Source organism: Chitinivibrionales bacterium (assembly GCA_014728215.1).
Taxonomy (GTDB): domain Bacteria; phylum Fibrobacterota; class Chitinivibrionia; order Chitinivibrionales; family WJKA01; genus WJKA01.
The window spans coordinates 1-15,709 of record WJLZ01000176.1; the positions used below are offsets into that span (position 1 = coordinate 1).

A 15,709-nucleotide genomic window follows, 5' to 3' on the forward strand; every position below is an offset into this window, starting at 1 on the left:
ATTGTAAAAATAATCTGCCGTCCTCTTGCAGTCAGCCGGGAACCTGGAGCTATTCTGGATGGATTTGATGGTGATGGAAAAAAATCGCCTCCTAAAAAAAACTTCCCTTCCTTGTCAGTAGAAGCCTCCAATCCGGCATCTCGGAGCTCAATCGACGCACCAATCACAGGTATGGAATCATTGTCCAGAACTTTACCGGACAAATTAAAATTTCCTGCAAAAACAGGACAAGAGATTGAAAGAATTGCAATAAAAAGTAGTAGCATAACAAGATTGAATCGGCGTTATACTAACATAATATATAATGGCATGACCATTTACAAGGAGAGGTATGGGATAAAACCGTCAGATACAGAAACATCAGAACTAATCAACGCATTACCGATCAGAAGATTCCATCGGCAAGTGCCCGAATTTCCTTATCATTCAATACTTTGCCGTAAATCTTGATATCATCGAGCAGGCCTCGGAATGGTGAGCCGTGCAATTCACTTTGACCCAGTGTTAAGAAAACTTCACCCGGATCATCATCGGCATGAATTCCTTCAGATGATTTGATGCCATTCACATAAATTTCTGAAAGCCCCGATGTCATATTCCAGGTACAGGCAATATGATTCCATATATTGGTGGCAAGTATTGTTGTATCCAGAAGGTAATCGGTTTCATGAGCAAAAAGCTCATTGGATATTCTGCCCTTTCTGAGCGATATTTCAAACATGCTGGCGGTTGATGATATTATCCGGGCTTGTGATTGCCCGGTATCCGCTATATTTATCCAGAAACTCAGGGTCCCCTGTTGCGGCGGTGACATTTTTTTACTTATCGTTATTTTATCGGAATTATCCTTAAATTTCAGAGATCCATTTATTTTCCCGTCGGCCGGTTCAGTTCCTTCTCTATGACCATCATAGCCGTTTCCACTGTTATCAGCACATGAATCTCCGTCGATTTCATCCAGCGGCCAATGGGCAACCAGATTTTCACAAATGTCAAACATTGTAATTACCTGCCCGGAATTTTTCTGTACGTTCAGAATTGTATTTGCCGAGAGCGTATCCGAAACTGTGTATCCGAGAATATTGACGGCAAAATCGCCGTGGGGAAACAACGGATGAACAACAGAATTAACCGACGAAAACGAAACTGTTCCTTCAAGGCCATAGATACGCATATGGCCCGAGTTGATAGCTTTATTTTCCACAGTATCCAGTTTAACATTCAGAGTACCCGGTGGTTGAAGCTCAAAGGGGCCGGTCCAGATCGATTCGACCACCAGAGGAATTGTCTGTGCAAAAATCAGCGAATCGATGCCAATAATGGAAACCATCATGCGCCGGTCAAAAGGAACATCAACAGAAAAAAATCCGGTGGAATCGGTAACGGTCGCAAAGCAGTCATCACTTTCGCACAACACGGATGAATTTACTTTTGGCAAACAGGAGATCGGCCGGATCTGCACCGATGCACCGGCTGCGGGCTGCCCGTTTTCGGTGTCGGCAATACCGGCAACCGTAATACCGTTTGTCGTTTCAGTTCCGCCGCCGTCAGCAGTGGGTGATGATGACGAACAATGAAGATGCAGTATGCATGCGAGTGCCGACAATAGAAAGATTAAATGCATTTTTATATTATTCATTGTCCACCTCGCTGTTCAGGCGGTCTATTACCGGAAAAAGCTGTATATTGCACTGATAGATTCTGTCGGGCGTATGCTCATTGGTCGCCATTTCCAGGAGCTCTTTTCGCAACTGCTTTATTTTTGCGCGGATCTCGGGAAATTGTTTTTCCGCAATACTCAATGTCAATGTCGAGATATCCCGGTCTTCTTTGGGGCATGTATCAAGCGAATCTTTTGCCAGATCCATGGTCGAACGCTGATATGTATGTATTGTCAGCGAATGCCAGGCTTCCCCGGTCGAAACAACCGAATCCACCCTTGTATAGACACCACTCGGGCTTTTTGCAATCAACCCCAGCTCTAAAAGAAGATCAAGTGATTCTCTCATCTCGTTTATGGAAATTTTTGGCGTTATAAGCCTGGCGCATTCCTTGATATTATTGTCGGCAACAAAGAAAACCTCGACAAGCTCACGAACTACCGGATTGTACCATTGTGAGAAATATTTATAGACCCGTGGATCGATCAGCTTTTTCTCTTTGCGGTGAAACGCCACCAGCTTTTTGAAATACAGATCTTTTTCGCCATGTTTTTTCGCCTGATTATAATATACCAGATTGCGGAAGTATTCGGTATCAGTTTTTGAAAGTTTAAATGCCCCGGCAAAAGGCTCCACCATTTTTGGAGATATATTCCGTGCGCCATTGAATATCTGGGTAATATGCCCGGGAGATTTCAGGCCGACCTTCGCAATAAGATACTTATAATTGAATTGTTTATTCCGGGAATGGATATCATCGTAGCAATCGCGCAGAAAAGCACGGTAATCGAGATAGTCGCGGACTGAAATTGTGGTAAAGGGCTTTTTCATTTTGTTTCTGCAGAATTCAAAATTTAAATATATATTATTGATATATTATAATAAAAATAATGAATTGTTTCAACCATTTTATGTAAAATATCAGCGATAATCAAAAATGTTTTATCTTACTGATTTATATTGAATTACAAAAAATTGTCTCGAATTTAATACCTTTTTTGCCTAAAAATAAGTAAATAAATAATAGTATTTATCATTGAATTTAGTTATATTTCATCATTAAAAGGCAAAATGGTTCATTTTTCAAAATTTCTGGGAGGGGATATCTATGAAATATAGCTGTTGGAAGTCAAATTCAAGCATTTATAAATGCGCTTGCATTATAATGCTCATTACTATTGCAGCAATTTCTGCATCACCTGTCATCACCGGCCAACTCAAGAAATGGCATAAAATAACAATCACTTTCGACGGTCCCCAGACAAGTGAAACTGCTGATCCGAATCCATTCCTTGATTACCGGCTCAAGGTTACATTCACTAATGGATTAAAAACATACACGATCCCGGGCTATTTTGCCGCTGATGGCGATGCTGCAAATACAGGAGCATCATCGGGAAATAAATGGCGGGTCCATTTCGCGCCGGATGAAACCGGTACCTGGAACTATACCGTTTCTTTCAGGCAGGGAACGAATATTGCGGTCACCAGCGATGCCGGAACAGCGGTAACACCACTCGATGGCGAAACCGGATCTTTTACTATTGCAGCTACAGACAAAACCGGACGAGATAACCGTGGAAAGGGAAGGCTTCAGTATGTTGGTGAACATTACCTTCGGTGGGCTGAGACTGGTGATTACTTTGTGAAAGGGGGAGCCGATGCTCCTGAGAATTTTCTTGCCTATGAGGATTTTGATAACACACCCGACAACGGTAACCGCCGCAAGAGCTGGTCCTATCATGTTCAGGATTGGAATAGCGGCGATCCCACCTGGAACAGCGGCAAAGGCAAAGGTATAATCGGCGCAATCAACTATCTCGCATCAAAAGGTATGAATGTTTTCTCATTTCTTACTATGAATATTACCGGAGATGACAAAAATGTTTTTCCGTATATTTCAGATAACTCAAGCGATTTCACCCGATTCGACTGCTCCAAACTTGATCAATGGGAAACCGTATTCGAGCATGCCGATAAAAAGGGCATGTACCTTCATTTCAAAACCCAGGAAACGGAAAACGATCAACTCCTTAACAACGGAAACATCGGCATTGAACGTAAAATTTATTATCGCGAACTGATAGCCCGTTTCGGACATCACCTGGCACTCAATTGGAACCTTGGAGAGGAAAATACTCAGACTCATCAGCAACGAAGAGATATGGCTCAATATTTCTACGATAACGACCCGTATCATCATAATATTGTTATCCATACCTATCCGGGTGATCACGATAATGTTTATTCCGAACTTATCGGATCAAAATCAAAATTGACCGGCGCATCGATACAGACCGGCTGGAGCAATGTGCATAATGCCACGAAAACCTGGGTCACCGCCTCAGCCAATGCCGGCAAGAAGTGGATTGTTGCCAATGATGAGCAGGGTAGTGCAAGTACGGGAGTACCGCCCGATTTAGGTTACCGGAATCCGGACAATAACAACGAAGAATACATTGGCGTCAATGATCGAGGTGACAATATTTCGGTAACATCAGATGATATCCGTCACAAAACGCTCTGGGGTAATCTTATGGCCGGCGGAGCGGGCGTGGAATATTATTTCGGATATCGCCTGCCGCAGAGCGACCTGACATGCCAGGATTATCGCAGTCGCGATAAAATGTGGGACTACACGCGACACGCCCTTGAATTCTTTCAAAATCATTTGCCGTTCGAGCTGATGCACTGCAATGATAATTTAACATCGGCCGGTAATGATTATTGCTTTGCATTGGAAGGAGAAATTTATGCGATTTATCTTCCCGGTGGAGGCAGTACCAATCTTGACCTGACGTCATATTCCAGCACTTTTGATGTTGAATGGTATGATCCACGGAATGGCGGTAATTTACAGAGCGGTATAGCGATCGATGGTGGTGCTTCAGTTTCAATCGGTACACCACCCAGTAATACAAGTAAAGACTGGGTTGCGCTCGTTACCGTTGCGGGTGGTCTCTCCGGCATTCGGGCTGTAATCTCCGCGACTCCCATCTCCGGCGATGCCCCGCTGACCGTTTCATTCGATGGCTCCCAGTCGACCGGTGACAATCTCTCCTATTCCTGGAATTTCGGGGATCAATCAAGCAGCAGCAACACTGCTACCGACACAACTGTAGAACATACCTACCAGTCAACCGGGCAGTATACCGCTACCCTCACGGTCGCCGATGGAACCGTTTCGAGAACATCATCGGTAAATATCAGCGTTATCGGCTTCAGAGCAGCGGATGATCCTTCACCGGCAGTAAATGGCCTCGACTATAGTTATTATGAAGGTACCTGGACTATGCTTCCGGACTTCGGTACACTTACAGCTGCAAACTCCGGTACCATGAACAGTTTTGATATATCATCATTCATTTCATTGAATTATGGTGTGGTTTTCACCGGCTATGTCGACGTTCCTCAGGATGGCGAGTATACATTCACCACAAGCTCCAATGACGGCACCAAGCTCTATATCGGCGACAGCCTGATAGTGGATAATGACGGCACCCATGTGTCCCAGGAGGCCTCTGGATCGATCGGCCTGAAAACAGGCAAACATGCGATCATAGTCGAATATTTCCAGGCTGGTGGAACCCAGGTGCTCGATGTTTACTACGACGGTCCCGGAACGGGTGGAAAAATTGCCATTCCCGATAATGCATTGTTCAGAAGTGACGAAGCTACGGCCTTAAACCCATTTTCGTTTTCCCTTGAAAACAACAAAAATAATGAAAACATCATACTCTATGATATCCGCGGGAAAAAAATAACCAGCGGTAACGCAAAAATTCTTCTCCGCCATGGGACGATACCGCAGGGTATCTATTTTATGAAAGATGGTATCCAAAAGAGAATTATCGCGAAATAAATAGAAGAAGGGGAATTGATAATCACGCGGTTCTCCCGAGGTGCAATCGGGAACGATTCTGATGAAGGATAGAGTAATCGGTAAATATTTCCATTATCCATCGAATATTTACATATGGCATAATGCTTGTCATTCTTATATGTAAACACATCACCTTCGTAAGGGGTGATGATTTTTCATCACTTCCCATACTGTTCATCTCTCATGATCATTATTGCCGCATTAGAAAAATATGAGGGAACTCGCTCCCCCATCAAATTATAACCGGTTCCCGACAAACCGGATTTGAGAGGTAAACCATAAAAATTGACGCCAACAACTATCCTGTATTCATTACCTCTTTCAGCAGCCCCCGACATTACCGAAACGCTCCCTCTTTTAAGCGGTGTCGTAATGAGCGTCTCGTATGTTTTGTGAGCTATATAGGTAGCACCTTCTGGTGTAGGATGGACGCCGTCACGAAGCCAAGTGTCGGTATGACCGATAAAAAGGGTATAAATATCGATAAGGGGCAAATCTCTCTGCTCAGCGATTTCCGATATTGCCGGCACGATAGCGGTATCGATAACCGCTTTTTGCAAACCCCACTGATCCGAAGCGATTGGCGGGGGTACCATAAGGATTATCTGAGGGCTGCTCTCTATAGTTAAAAAAGTGTCAATGAGAGCATTGTAATCACCGGTAAATTCGCTTCCGTACTCCCAGTTTACCGATTTGCTGTCGTTGGTACCGAGCAGCATCAGAATGGTATCGGGCCTGAAAGCGAAAACAGAATCGAACCAGGGGGATTCCCCGTAGGGATAATCGCTTTTTTTAAGGGCCGCCCGCATGCTGTGACCGCAATTTTTAACCCTGTAATTATCACCGAGGAAAACCTGAAGCTGTGATGGCCATTTCTGATTATACGACAGGCCACTTCCTGCGGTAATGCTGTTGCCCACACAGGCGATACGGTTTTGTCCTGCCGCAATGGTAAAAATACTCAGGACAAGTAAATTAACTGCCGTAGCACAGCTGAGCAATGTTCCACCAATCCGTCGCATAATATTAAATATAGAAAAGGGCAGAGGCAAAAACAGCAGAAACAGACCAAAGATTATCCGGTCCCGCAGCCCAGCCGTTTCTTCTCGGATCTGCAACCCCACCTATTTCTTTGCCGACCACTCCCGCAAGGTGCCGCACCCCTGCTGCAAAAGCCCAGTGGGAATTATAGGTTTTAAGGGCAAATCCTTTATACAGGAAACCGAGTTCCACCGGGCCGACCTTTGCTCCGAACGACCTTTCGATAGACTGTGTCACTGCTAAACCAGATTCGTAATCGACTACCCGTATTCTTACTCCTTCTTCCTCAGGTTTTTCACTGTCGCTCTTTCGATAATCTTTCCACCGATCTCAACAGCACGCATTCTCGATCTCTTCTCCATGGACCGTGTGTTGACAAGATAGTTGAAAATCAGATACATGGCCTCACGCATGTTGAAACTGAAACTCGTTAAACTGTTATGGAGGGATTCACGAGTATCGTCAAAACTGATAACCGAGACATCCCCCGGTATTCTGAATTCCCGTTCTTTGAGAAACTGAAGAGCAGTGAGCGCGACCGTATCATTTGCTGCAACCCACGCGGTAATACCCGGTTCTTTAAGTACACATTCGAAAAGTTTGTATATCTGCCGGTTAAATTCGGCCCGGGGAAGCAGGTTTTCGGGGAATACCTGTTCGAACCAGGGATCGAGCATATCCGCATAATGTGAAGGTACATCTTTACGCCACCGGGTATAGGAATCCATAAGCTTTGCATATTCTATCTGACTATGGACCGTTCCATGGTAAAGAGAATCGATGAATGGCGGATTATCATAACTGAAAAGTGCTACGCAATTATTGCGCCCGGCAGTTATATATATTTCATCGATGGCTTTATACCGTTCTTTGGACCACTGCGCCTGATGATAAGGGGAAATGTAGGCTATCCTTGTATGTCCGGCATCGAGCAAATAGCGTGCGACAAGATTTCCGCATTGCCCCGACGTTGCAGCAGTAAACATCTGGACATTCTTTTTCTGCAGAAAACGGGGCAACTGCCAACCACCCACAATGTCCAGAATCGCTACCGGCTTTTTTAAATGGGAAATTGCTCTGAATACCCGGTCATAGGCCTCATCAGGAGGATAATACACCAATACAATATATCCCAGCACCGAATCATCATCGGTAAAAGAACATTCCTCCTGGCGGTTGTTGACTGTCACATAGCGATCCCCTTCCTTAAGCTGCAGAATATGATCGAGCCTGATCTGTGCTGCTGCACACTCAGCCTCGAGGTAGCGTACAAAATCCTCACTGAACGAACTGATGGTAAGACGTCGATATTTCAGAGAAATTGTACTGAATACGATACGCTTGTTTGCCTGCTGTTCCCCTACCCGGGTAACTGCATAGGTCTTATTGTACCGAAATAAAAATCCTTCCTCCCGAAGTGATTCCAATGCTTTTTTCAGGGTAACAAAAGAGATATGATAACTGTTCCGTAATTCTTTTAAGGTTGGCAGTGGTTTATTGGTTCCATATACACCGGTTAGGATGGCATGCTTGATATTAGCCGCGGCCTGCTCCCATACAGCAATATTTTTCTGTGGTGGATCACACATATCGGTAAACTCATTTATAATTTTTTTCGCACGCTCTGAGGTCAAAGTGACCGGCTTCAGTTTTCTGGCATATGAATTCTCAATTATTCCCCTTTGCTTTAATATCTGAATCGCGTTCCACATCGTCTGCAATGAAACACCGGCATCACGGGCCAGTTCCTTAATTGTCGGCATAGCCGCGCGCCACTCACCATTTCTTAGTGCATAGCAGACATACAAAACCGCTTTTTGTGTTGCAGAACCGGGTTTCTTTTTCATGACATTACTTGACAACGCATTCTATTCTAATATTATAAAATTTGTATAATTAAAATAATATACAGCTGTAATTAACTGCAGCACCACATCCCTTTTTTACCGGCGCATAATTGCAACCCGTTTCAATGCAGTCGCGTTTTTGCGACCCTCGTTTGGTATTCCTCTCTCCTGTCTTGAGCTTCTATCTTCCATATTTTTCATGCACTTATATACCAATTGCTTGGTTTGGCACATTGGTTGCATTTCTAATGGTTTCAGTTTAAAAAAACGAAACCAAATTGGATACAAATCAGGTGAATGAAGGGATTGTAAGATGTTTCATACTACAAAAAAGATCGCTTTATTGTCTTTGCCGGGAATGAGGTTTTATTCCAAAGATCCATCCACAATTATTATAAGCATAATTCTGATTACCACAATATCACTTGCCATGCTTTCGCTTGCCTGGATAGGCATAACCGTAGATCGTGAGCGGGTTTATAAAAATGCTGAAAACAGGCTGGAGATTATTCGATCCTTAAAACAGGATGATTACCTGTGCAGCAGGCTGATGTAATGCTGTAATCTCTCCTTTCTCTCAGCCATCCTTCACCCCTCAAAGCGGAGCAGCAGCAGCTCCGCTTTTTATTGCACCAAAATAGCGAGCATGGACAGGGAGACCATGCCACAGATGCTAACTGGTTCCTGTTCAAACCGACGTATATCGCCTTTGAACAGCGTAGTCCCGAGGTGCTACCGGGAGTACTCCAACACTCCGCCTTCTTATTCATACCTAAACACAACAATTTCTCCACCTTTGCCGTTAATTCCGACAATCTGCACACCGAACCATTCTCCTTTTTGTGGCTGTTTTTCATTTTCGAATCCGAAATGATGAGCTGAGGAGAGTATCATACCCGCTTCATTTTTTCGTGCCTTCTCTTCGGTTTCTCCTCGAAATATCCGATAAGCAAACACGCGTGGATCATCAACGGGTTTCCAGGTACAAAGAATACCCAGGCCGTTACTTTTTAAAAATACCGGTTTTGATTCGAGGGAGGGAATCGTTTTATTGACATTCACACAGAATGGTTGTGTATGCCCCTTATCCGGCCATGTAGCAACAACTTTTCCGTCTTCTTTTGCTGTAATGTATAATTCGACATTCTTCCGGGTAAACTTACTTTCGATATGAGATTCATAACGCTGTGGTGCATACTTTTTTAAAGAACGACTTCGATATTGTTTCTCATCGCTGTTACGAAAGTACATTATCACATCGACATCCGCAGAATCATCGGAAGGTACATACAACACGGAGGTAATATGAAGGATGTTACCCGACCGCCGTACATGAGGCTCGGGGACATGAAGGCCATCGAGCTTGCCGGTATTATAGAGGGGCATTCTACTTGACGATGCGGGCATATGTTCGGAAAGAAGTATTCTTGTCGTTGTATCACGGGATTCAATCACCTGAGCCTGGTAGTGAAGGCCGTAATTACGGTAGCTCAAAACCGCCGCGCTGTTTTTAATAATAAATGCTTCGGATGGACCAACCCGCTGACGGTTTTTATAAATTGCTCCACCATACATCACAGTCCGTCCGCCATCATACGTACCGATAACCGGACGGTCCTTTTCGGTTTTCAACCCCAGCACCCAGAGGTCTCCCCCGCGATTTGTAATCGAAGGATCATAATCGTACTTTTCGGGGTTCACCTGGCGAATCCATACCTGTTGACGGTCGAAAATAAGGGGGCAGGAAACCGCATCTTCGATAAACACCTTCCCTCCGGGAACAGAGTTGTAATAGGACCCGTTCCCCATTATAAGTGTTCGTTTTGATGCATGAAGCGCCCATACCAGATAACGGCAATTATAGCTTTGGTTAATATCCAGCAATACCGCCTCAGGCGTTCCATCTTCAATAACAAATACCGGCTTTCCGGGAACAATGCATTTTAGTTGAGCATTTTCGGCGCCGAAAAGCCCCTTGAGTTTGTTTAGGATATGAATGGTTTGATAAACAGGATAATTACCAGGCGGAAAATAGATAACTTCAACACCACGGTCGATTGCTTTTTGAATGGAAGGCCCGAAATCTTTTACCGTGCTGCCGTCGGCAACAACGTGCTTTGCAGGTTTCAATTTTGCTGCATTAAGCCATTTTTCAGGAGGACCGAGCGGCAAAACCGGTGGATCCTCCACTTTTAAATCAACAAGGGCTTGCGGATGCTCGAAAAGTGATATCGTACCATGGGAGCTGAAAAATGGAACCACCCTGTCCGGGATTTCGATTGTAGCACCAGTGCAGTCGCTGCAAGTGGCTGCATACCCCTCCGTAAATACATTTTTCATCAGCATTGAAGCATTATTGTCATTGATAACAGCTGTATTTTGGTGGTTTCCGCCAAGAAGCCGGGCATCCACCAGGCTTATCAGTGAAGGTTCTCCGGTGTTGATAAGGGCGGGGACACTATTCTGAGAGGTCAACCTTCCAAGAGCAATGGTATTACCCTTGTTTTCGAACCCGGCGATCCGCTGGTTCAGAAGAGATATTTTTTCGAAGGTGAAACTGAACATCGAATGGTGAACCGATATGCCTCTATCAAAACCGTCAACAGTTACCTCGCTGACAATACCAGGTCCCGGGGCATTATAGTGGAGGGCAAGCCCCACAGTACCCCGCTTTTGGGGATCGCTCGAACGTATCGCTACATTCCAGATACCACCATAGTTGTTGGTATGAAATGCGATACCGATCGCACCGGGATTGCCGGCTCCAATATCGACGGTAAGGTTACGGATTGTCTGGCAGAAATTCTGGGCAGGATGGCCATACTCGACTTGGAACACAGGCCTGGGGTTTGAAGCATCCCCAAAACCTTCACAGCTATCTTCGAGCATGATAATAACGCCCTTGCGGCTCTCCCCTCGAACGTCCTTTTTCTTATCCCCCCACTTAATTGTCCGGCTGATCAGATAGGTGCCGTTGGGGATATATATCGATCGTAAGGAGCCCTCCCTGTGCTCTTTTGATCGTCCGAAAACCTCCTCAAAGGCCCTGGCGTCATCAGAAACACCGTCGCCCCTGGCTCCATAATCTTTAATATTTGCATACCCGAAATCATCGGGAACCGAAAATTCAAAGGCCAAAATAGAGAAGGAAAAGATAAACAGGGCAAAAGGACAGATTGTTTTCACACCAGGCCCCTTTCTACTGGACGAATATTGAAACGACAAACAAATTGATTACACTATCATTTACCGGCAAATAAAGTTCGAACCAGAGTTCCGAGCCGCCGGCACTGTCTGCGGTAAAGGTCCACGATCGATTCACGATAATGCTGTCTTCCGTTGTCGTATCGATAGTGCGACCAAGATTTGTAAGTTCCAGATAGGTTGATTGTGTATCCATACGCCATTCTTCATCCAGATTGCTCGAGGTAGCAATTTCAAGAATCTCTCCCACTCTCATGTCCACATTGACGCCACATTCACAATCGACATAATGGCGTTTTACTTCATTTTCGGTTGGCTGTTCATCAGTACAAGTGAAAAGCAAGGGGATAGAAAAGATAACGATGGTAAGCGGTAAAAAATTGAGATAACGATGTTTCATGGTTTTAAAATAAAATGATTCATCGATATATCACAGGAAAACATAAAAAGCGTGCGATATTTATGCAAGGGAAAAACATTAAACCATAACGGCCGGTTTTCCGGATCGCCAAAGCATCCACCATATTTTTGCTCCTGAGAACAATAAACGAATCTTGCCAACGTTATGAGCCAGTATGTACATTTTAAGTGGCAATAATACCTTTAAACATCAATGGAGAAAGAGCAATGGGCGTAGAAATCCGAAATGTAAGGATAGATGATCTCCCGGTGATTTTTCATATGGGCGAAGAGCTTTTTACTTCCCAGCGTCACAGTAATCTTTACCGCACCTGGGATGAATTCGAAGTGACGGCATTGTATCAGTCCGATCCGGATCTTTGCCTGGTCGCCTGGGATGAAGAAAAAGAAAAGGTAGTGGGATTTTTGCTGGCGACCACCTACGAAAAAACCGGCTCGGCCTGGAGTTACGGCCATATTGCCTGGCTGGGAGTGGAACCCTTGTACGGAAGAGCCGGATTGGGAACAAGTTTGTTTAATGCTATTATTGAGGTTATGAAAAATCGGGGAATCCGTATCCTCATTATCGATACCCAGGCCGACAATAAGACGGCTATTTCTTTTTTTGAACGGATGGGTTTTTCGCAGACTACCGAACATGTTTACATGTCAATGAATCTCGAAAATCTTGGCCGGCAATCACAATCAGAACAGAAAAAAAGCAGGCGAAAACAGACATGACTCAAAAACAACCGATTCCTATCGACAATGACCGATTAGATACGCTTCTCTGCGACCTGATTGACATTTACAGTCCCTCGGGCAAGGAAGTTGACATTCTGATATTTGCCGACAAATACTTTCGACGACGCGGCTTGCCGGTCCACCGCATATCGGTGGATGACCGCCGGTTTAACATTGTTGTATCGGAAGATCCGGAGGAGAGCGAAGTTCTCTTTGTCGGCCATATCGATACGGTGCCAGCCTGGGATCTCGATGCATTCCGTTCCGATGAAGACGAGGGGAAGATTTTTGGTCTTGGCGCCGCGGATATGAAGGGTGGTTGTGCTGCCATGATGGAAGCCTTTTGCAGCTATTATGAAAGGGGGCGCACCCTTGGCTCTGTTGCCCTGGCCCTGGTTGTTGGTGAAGAAGAGACCGGTGATGGCGCCGAAGCGCTTTCTTCCGAACACCGTGCCCCCTGGGCCATTGTCGGCGAACCCACCGGCATGACCACCAATCCAGGTCATTTCGGCTATATTGAAATCGAATTGATTACCTTCGGCAAACGGGCCCACGCATCTCTTCCAAACCGCGACCATAACGCTGTTCTCACCATGTTGACCGCCCTCATGAAATTCGGTAATTTCATCGACAGCGAATTTCCCCAGGCAATCTATAATATCCGTGACGTCCATAGCGCCGACGCCGGCTTTGCCGTTCCCGACCGGTGTTCCGCTGCAATCGATCTTCATTTGCCCCCTGATTCACCTGTTGGAAAAATTGTCGTTGCCATCGAAGAATTTTTCAAGACACTGGAACTTCCGAGGGAAAGCAAAGTCGCCTGCGATTTCACGACTGTCCACCATGGTTACGAACTCCCCGAAGAAAGCTACCTTCCCGCGCTGATTAAAGCGGTCCACGAGCAATCGGATATTCCCTTTAAAAAAGCCAGTTTCACCAGTCACTCCGATGCCAATGTCCTGTGGGCGGCCGGTATAAAGCCTGTCGTTTTCGGTCCCGGCTCCCTTTCCCGGGCCCATACCATCGATGAATGCATCGATAAAAATGAAGTATTTGATGCTGCGGGGATCTACTATCAATTGATTGAGGCGATTAACGGGGGAAAATAGATACTGGATACCGGCATCCGGTTGCCGGATAGTTGAGATTATACAGTATGAAAAAATCATACTTATGATATCTGCCATTTCAACGAAATAGAACCATTGTGATTGCAATAGAAACAGAAAATCTTTCCAAATGTTTCGGAAATTTCACAGCAGTTAACGACCTTTCATTATCAATTAAAAAAGGTGAAATTTACGGCTTTCTGGGCTTAAACGGCGCGGGCAAGACCACCACGATCAGGATGCTTGCCGGATTGATCAAGCCATCGGGTGGTAAAGTGCGCATTTGCGGGGAGTCGATCCACCCTGGTGGCAGAGGTCCATGGCACAGTACAGGATTTTTAGTCGAAATTCCCTATGCCTATCCAGAACTCACGGTCAGAGAAAACATCGAGATTGTCCGCAGAATGCGTTCCCTGCCGAATAAACAGTGCGTGAATGAAATCATGGAGAACCTCAAACTTTCCCGCTATGCCGACAGAAAAGCCGGCAAGCTGTCGTTAGGAAATGCACAGCGGCTTGGACTGGCACGCGCGCTTATTCATAATCCCGAAGTGCTTGTTCTTGATGAACCTGCAAACGGCCTGGACCCATCGGGAATTGTCGAAACCCGCGAGCTTCTGCGCGATCTTTCCCGCAACCGCGGGGTCACGGTTTTTGTTTCGAGCCACATTCTCGATGAAATCGCCAGACTTGCCGATAAGATAGGAATTATTCACGAAGGCACGCTCGTGCGGGAACTTGACATAGCAGAGCTGCACTCGATGCAGGGTAAACGGCTTACGGTGAGTACCCGGGATAATCAAGCTGCCGTCAAGGCACTTGCGACAAAAGGATATGCGGCGGCTGCGACAAAGGACGGAACACTTGAGCTGCACGACCCGGCTGCGCTCGATGAACCCGAAAAAGTGGCGTCTATTCTGGTCGAAAATCGTATTCCCCCGCAGCAGCTTTACTTCAAAGAGGATTCACTGGAAACACTGTTCCTTCGTATAATAGGAAAACAACCATGAGAAGCTTTCTCATCGCCTGCTCGGTCGAATACATGAAAGTTCGTCGTTCGAAAATAGTATGGTTGACTATCGCTGCACTGTGCATGGCGCCGCTTTTTGGAGCACTCTTTGTCACGGTCCTGCGGAATCCTTCTCTGGCTGCAGGCAACGAAGCTTTAACGGCGAAAGCGGCGATGACCGGATTTTCGGCAGACTGGCCATCGTTTCTCAACCTGATCGCCCAGGCACTCGGCGTAGGCGGCGTCGTGGTATTCGGCTTTGCCGCAAGCTGGATTTTCGGGCGGGAATATTTCGATCATACGATTAAAGACATGCTGATCCTCCCGGTGAGCAGAACAACAATTGTTTTCGCTAAATTTGCCGTATGCATGCTCTGGTGCTGTGTTATCGCAATTACCGTATCGATCGTTGGTATCACAACCGGCTTTCTGCTCGGGCTTCCCGGATGGGAATTCGCATCGTTTATGGCTGCTCTTCGACGGATATTTTTTGCCGGTATGCTGGCGGCTCTGCTCTGCCCTCCTGTTTTTTTTGTTGCGAGCGCGGGAAAAGGGTATTTAGGTTCTCTTGGATTTGTTATATTGACGGTTGTAATTGCCCAGATAATTGGTGCATTGGGCTTTGGCGCCTATGTTCCCTGGGCTGTACCGGCATTATACAGCGGGTTGGGCTCTGAGGCAGGCGGGGGTGTAAACTGGATCAGTTACGTGATTGTGGTAATCACCAGTGTTGCAGGTATGACAACAACAGTATACTGGTGGAATTATGCAGATCAATATCAATAATATGCTCGGGCACACTGCGCAATGCC

13 protein-coding genes are annotated in these 15,709 nt (G+C 45.6%); 6 read left to right on the forward strand and 7 right to left on the reverse strand.

Annotation, left to right across the window (positions count from 1 at the left end):
- Positions 1-385: 385 nt before the first annotated feature.
- Positions 386-1,639, reverse strand: a complete 1,254-nt coding sequence (locus GF401_15555; protein ID MBD3346469.1) for a hypothetical protein — start codon at positions 1,637-1,639, stop codon at positions 386-388.
- Entirely contained in the window at positions 1,632-2,492 is an 861-nt protein-coding gene (locus GF401_15560; protein ID MBD3346470.1) for a TIGR02147 family protein, read from the reverse strand. The genes GF401_15555 and GF401_15560 overlap by 8 nt, the downstream gene beginning before the upstream one ends.
- Positions 2,493-2,826: 334 nt before the next feature.
- Here GF401_15560 and GF401_15565 point away from each other — a divergent pair, with 334 nt between their 5' ends.
- On the forward strand, positions 2,827-5,523 hold the full coding sequence (locus GF401_15565; protein ID MBD3346471.1) for a DUF5060 domain-containing protein: 2,697 nt from the start codon (positions 2,827-2,829) through the stop codon (positions 5,521-5,523).
- 179 nt (positions 5,524-5,702) lie between these two features.
- Here GF401_15565 and GF401_15570 read toward each other — a convergent pair whose 3' ends face one another.
- The 3 genes from GF401_15570 to GF401_15580 are packed head-to-tail and all read right to left on the reverse strand — an operon-like array spanning position 5,703 to position 8,432.
- The gene (locus GF401_15570) at positions 5,703-6,566 is read right to left on the reverse strand and encodes a sialate O-acetylesterase (protein ID MBD3346472.1); all 864 of its coding nucleotides are present in this window, start codon (positions 6,564-6,566) and stop codon (positions 5,703-5,705) included.
- Positions 6,567-6,570: 4 nt separating this feature from the next.
- Positions 6,571-6,822, reverse strand: a complete 252-nt coding sequence (locus tag GF401_15575) for a hypothetical protein (GenBank protein MBD3346473.1) — start codon at positions 6,820-6,822, stop codon at positions 6,571-6,573.
- Positions 6,823-6,857: 35 nt separating this feature from the next.
- Positions 6,858-8,432: a GntR family transcriptional regulator gene (locus GF401_15580; GenBank protein MBD3346474.1), complete on the reverse strand. Its 1,575-nt coding sequence runs from the start codon at positions 8,430-8,432 to the stop codon at positions 6,858-6,860.
- A gap of 313 nt (positions 8,433-8,745) precedes the next feature.
- Between GF401_15580 and GF401_15585 the strand changes: the two genes are divergently transcribed.
- Positions 8,746-8,988 (forward strand): hypothetical protein, encoded by a 243-nt coding sequence (locus GF401_15585; GenBank protein ID MBD3346475.1) that lies wholly within the window; start codon positions 8,746-8,748, stop codon positions 8,986-8,988.
- Positions 8,989-9,194: 206 nt separating this feature from the next.
- Here GF401_15585 and GF401_15590 read toward each other — a convergent pair whose 3' ends face one another.
- Positions 9,195-11,663, reverse strand: coding sequence for a hypothetical protein (locus GF401_15590; GenBank protein ID MBD3346476.1), 2,469 nt, complete (start codon positions 11,661-11,663; stop codon positions 9,195-9,197).
- Positions 11,632-12,036 carry a hypothetical protein gene (locus GF401_15595; protein ID MBD3346477.1) on the reverse strand — a complete coding sequence of 135 codons (405 nt, stop codon included), beginning with the start codon at positions 12,034-12,036 and terminating at the stop codon, positions 11,632-11,634. The genes GF401_15590 and GF401_15595 overlap by 32 nt, the downstream gene beginning before the upstream one ends.
- Positions 12,037-12,263: 227 nt before the next feature.
- Between GF401_15595 and GF401_15600 the strand changes: the two genes are divergently transcribed.
- The 4 genes from GF401_15600 to GF401_15615 all read left to right on the forward strand — a co-directional run bounded on the left by GF401_15600 (position 12,264) and on the right by GF401_15615 (position 15,683).
- On the forward strand, positions 12,264-12,776 hold the full coding sequence (locus GF401_15600) for a GNAT family N-acetyltransferase (GenBank protein ID MBD3346478.1): 513 nt from the start codon (positions 12,264-12,266) through the stop codon (positions 12,774-12,776).
- Entirely contained in the window at positions 12,773-13,888 is a 1,116-nt protein-coding gene (locus GF401_15605; GenBank protein MBD3346479.1) for a M20/M25/M40 family metallo-hydrolase, read from the forward strand. Before GF401_15600 ends, GF401_15605 begins: the two co-directional genes overlap by 4 nt.
- Before the next feature lie 95 nt (positions 13,889-13,983).
- Complete coding sequence (locus tag GF401_15610; GenBank protein MBD3346480.1) at positions 13,984-14,898, forward strand: ATP-binding cassette domain-containing protein; 915 nt, start codon at positions 13,984-13,986, stop codon at positions 14,896-14,898.
- Positions 14,895-15,683 carry a bacitracin ABC transporter permease gene (locus tag GF401_15615; GenBank protein MBD3346481.1) on the forward strand — a complete coding sequence of 263 codons (789 nt, stop codon included), beginning with the start codon at positions 14,895-14,897 and terminating at the stop codon, positions 15,681-15,683. Before GF401_15610 ends, GF401_15615 begins: the two co-directional genes overlap by 4 nt.
- The last annotated feature ends 26 nt before the right edge of the window (positions 15,684-15,709 follow it).

Bases quoted from the DNA above. Each gene is read 5' to 3' on its own strand.
- GF401_15615 (MBD3346481.1), top strand. From the start codon at position 14,895: ATGAGAAGCTTTCTCATCGCCTGCTCGGTCGAATACATGAAAGTTCGT.
- GF401_15570 (MBD3346472.1), bottom strand. From the start codon at position 6,566: ATGCGACGGATTGGTGGAACATTGCTCAGCTGTGCTACGGCAGTTAAT.
- GF401_15605 (MBD3346479.1), top strand. From the start codon at position 12,773: ATGACTCAAAAACAACCGATTCCTATCGACAATGACCGATTAGATACG.
- GF401_15580 (MBD3346474.1), bottom strand. From the start codon at position 8,432: ATGAAAAAGAAACCCGGTTCTGCAACACAAAAAGCGGTTTTGTATGTC.
- GF401_15600 (MBD3346478.1), top strand. From the start codon at position 12,264: ATGGGCGTAGAAATCCGAAATGTAAGGATAGATGATCTCCCGGTGATT.
- GF401_15585 (MBD3346475.1), top strand. From the start codon at position 8,746: ATGTTTCATACTACAAAAAAGATCGCTTTATTGTCTTTGCCGGGAATG.
- GF401_15595 (MBD3346477.1), bottom strand. From the start codon at position 12,036: ATGAAACATCGTTATCTCAATTTTTTACCGCTTACCATCGTTATCTTT.
- GF401_15565 (MBD3346471.1), top strand. From the start codon at position 2,827: ATGCTCATTACTATTGCAGCAATTTCTGCATCACCTGTCATCACCGGC.
- GF401_15555 (MBD3346469.1), bottom strand. From the start codon at position 1,639: ATGAATAATATAAAAATGCATTTAATCTTTCTATTGTCGGCACTCGCA.
- GF401_15560 (MBD3346470.1), bottom strand. From the start codon at position 2,492: ATGAAAAAGCCCTTTACCACAATTTCAGTCCGCGACTATCTCGATTAC.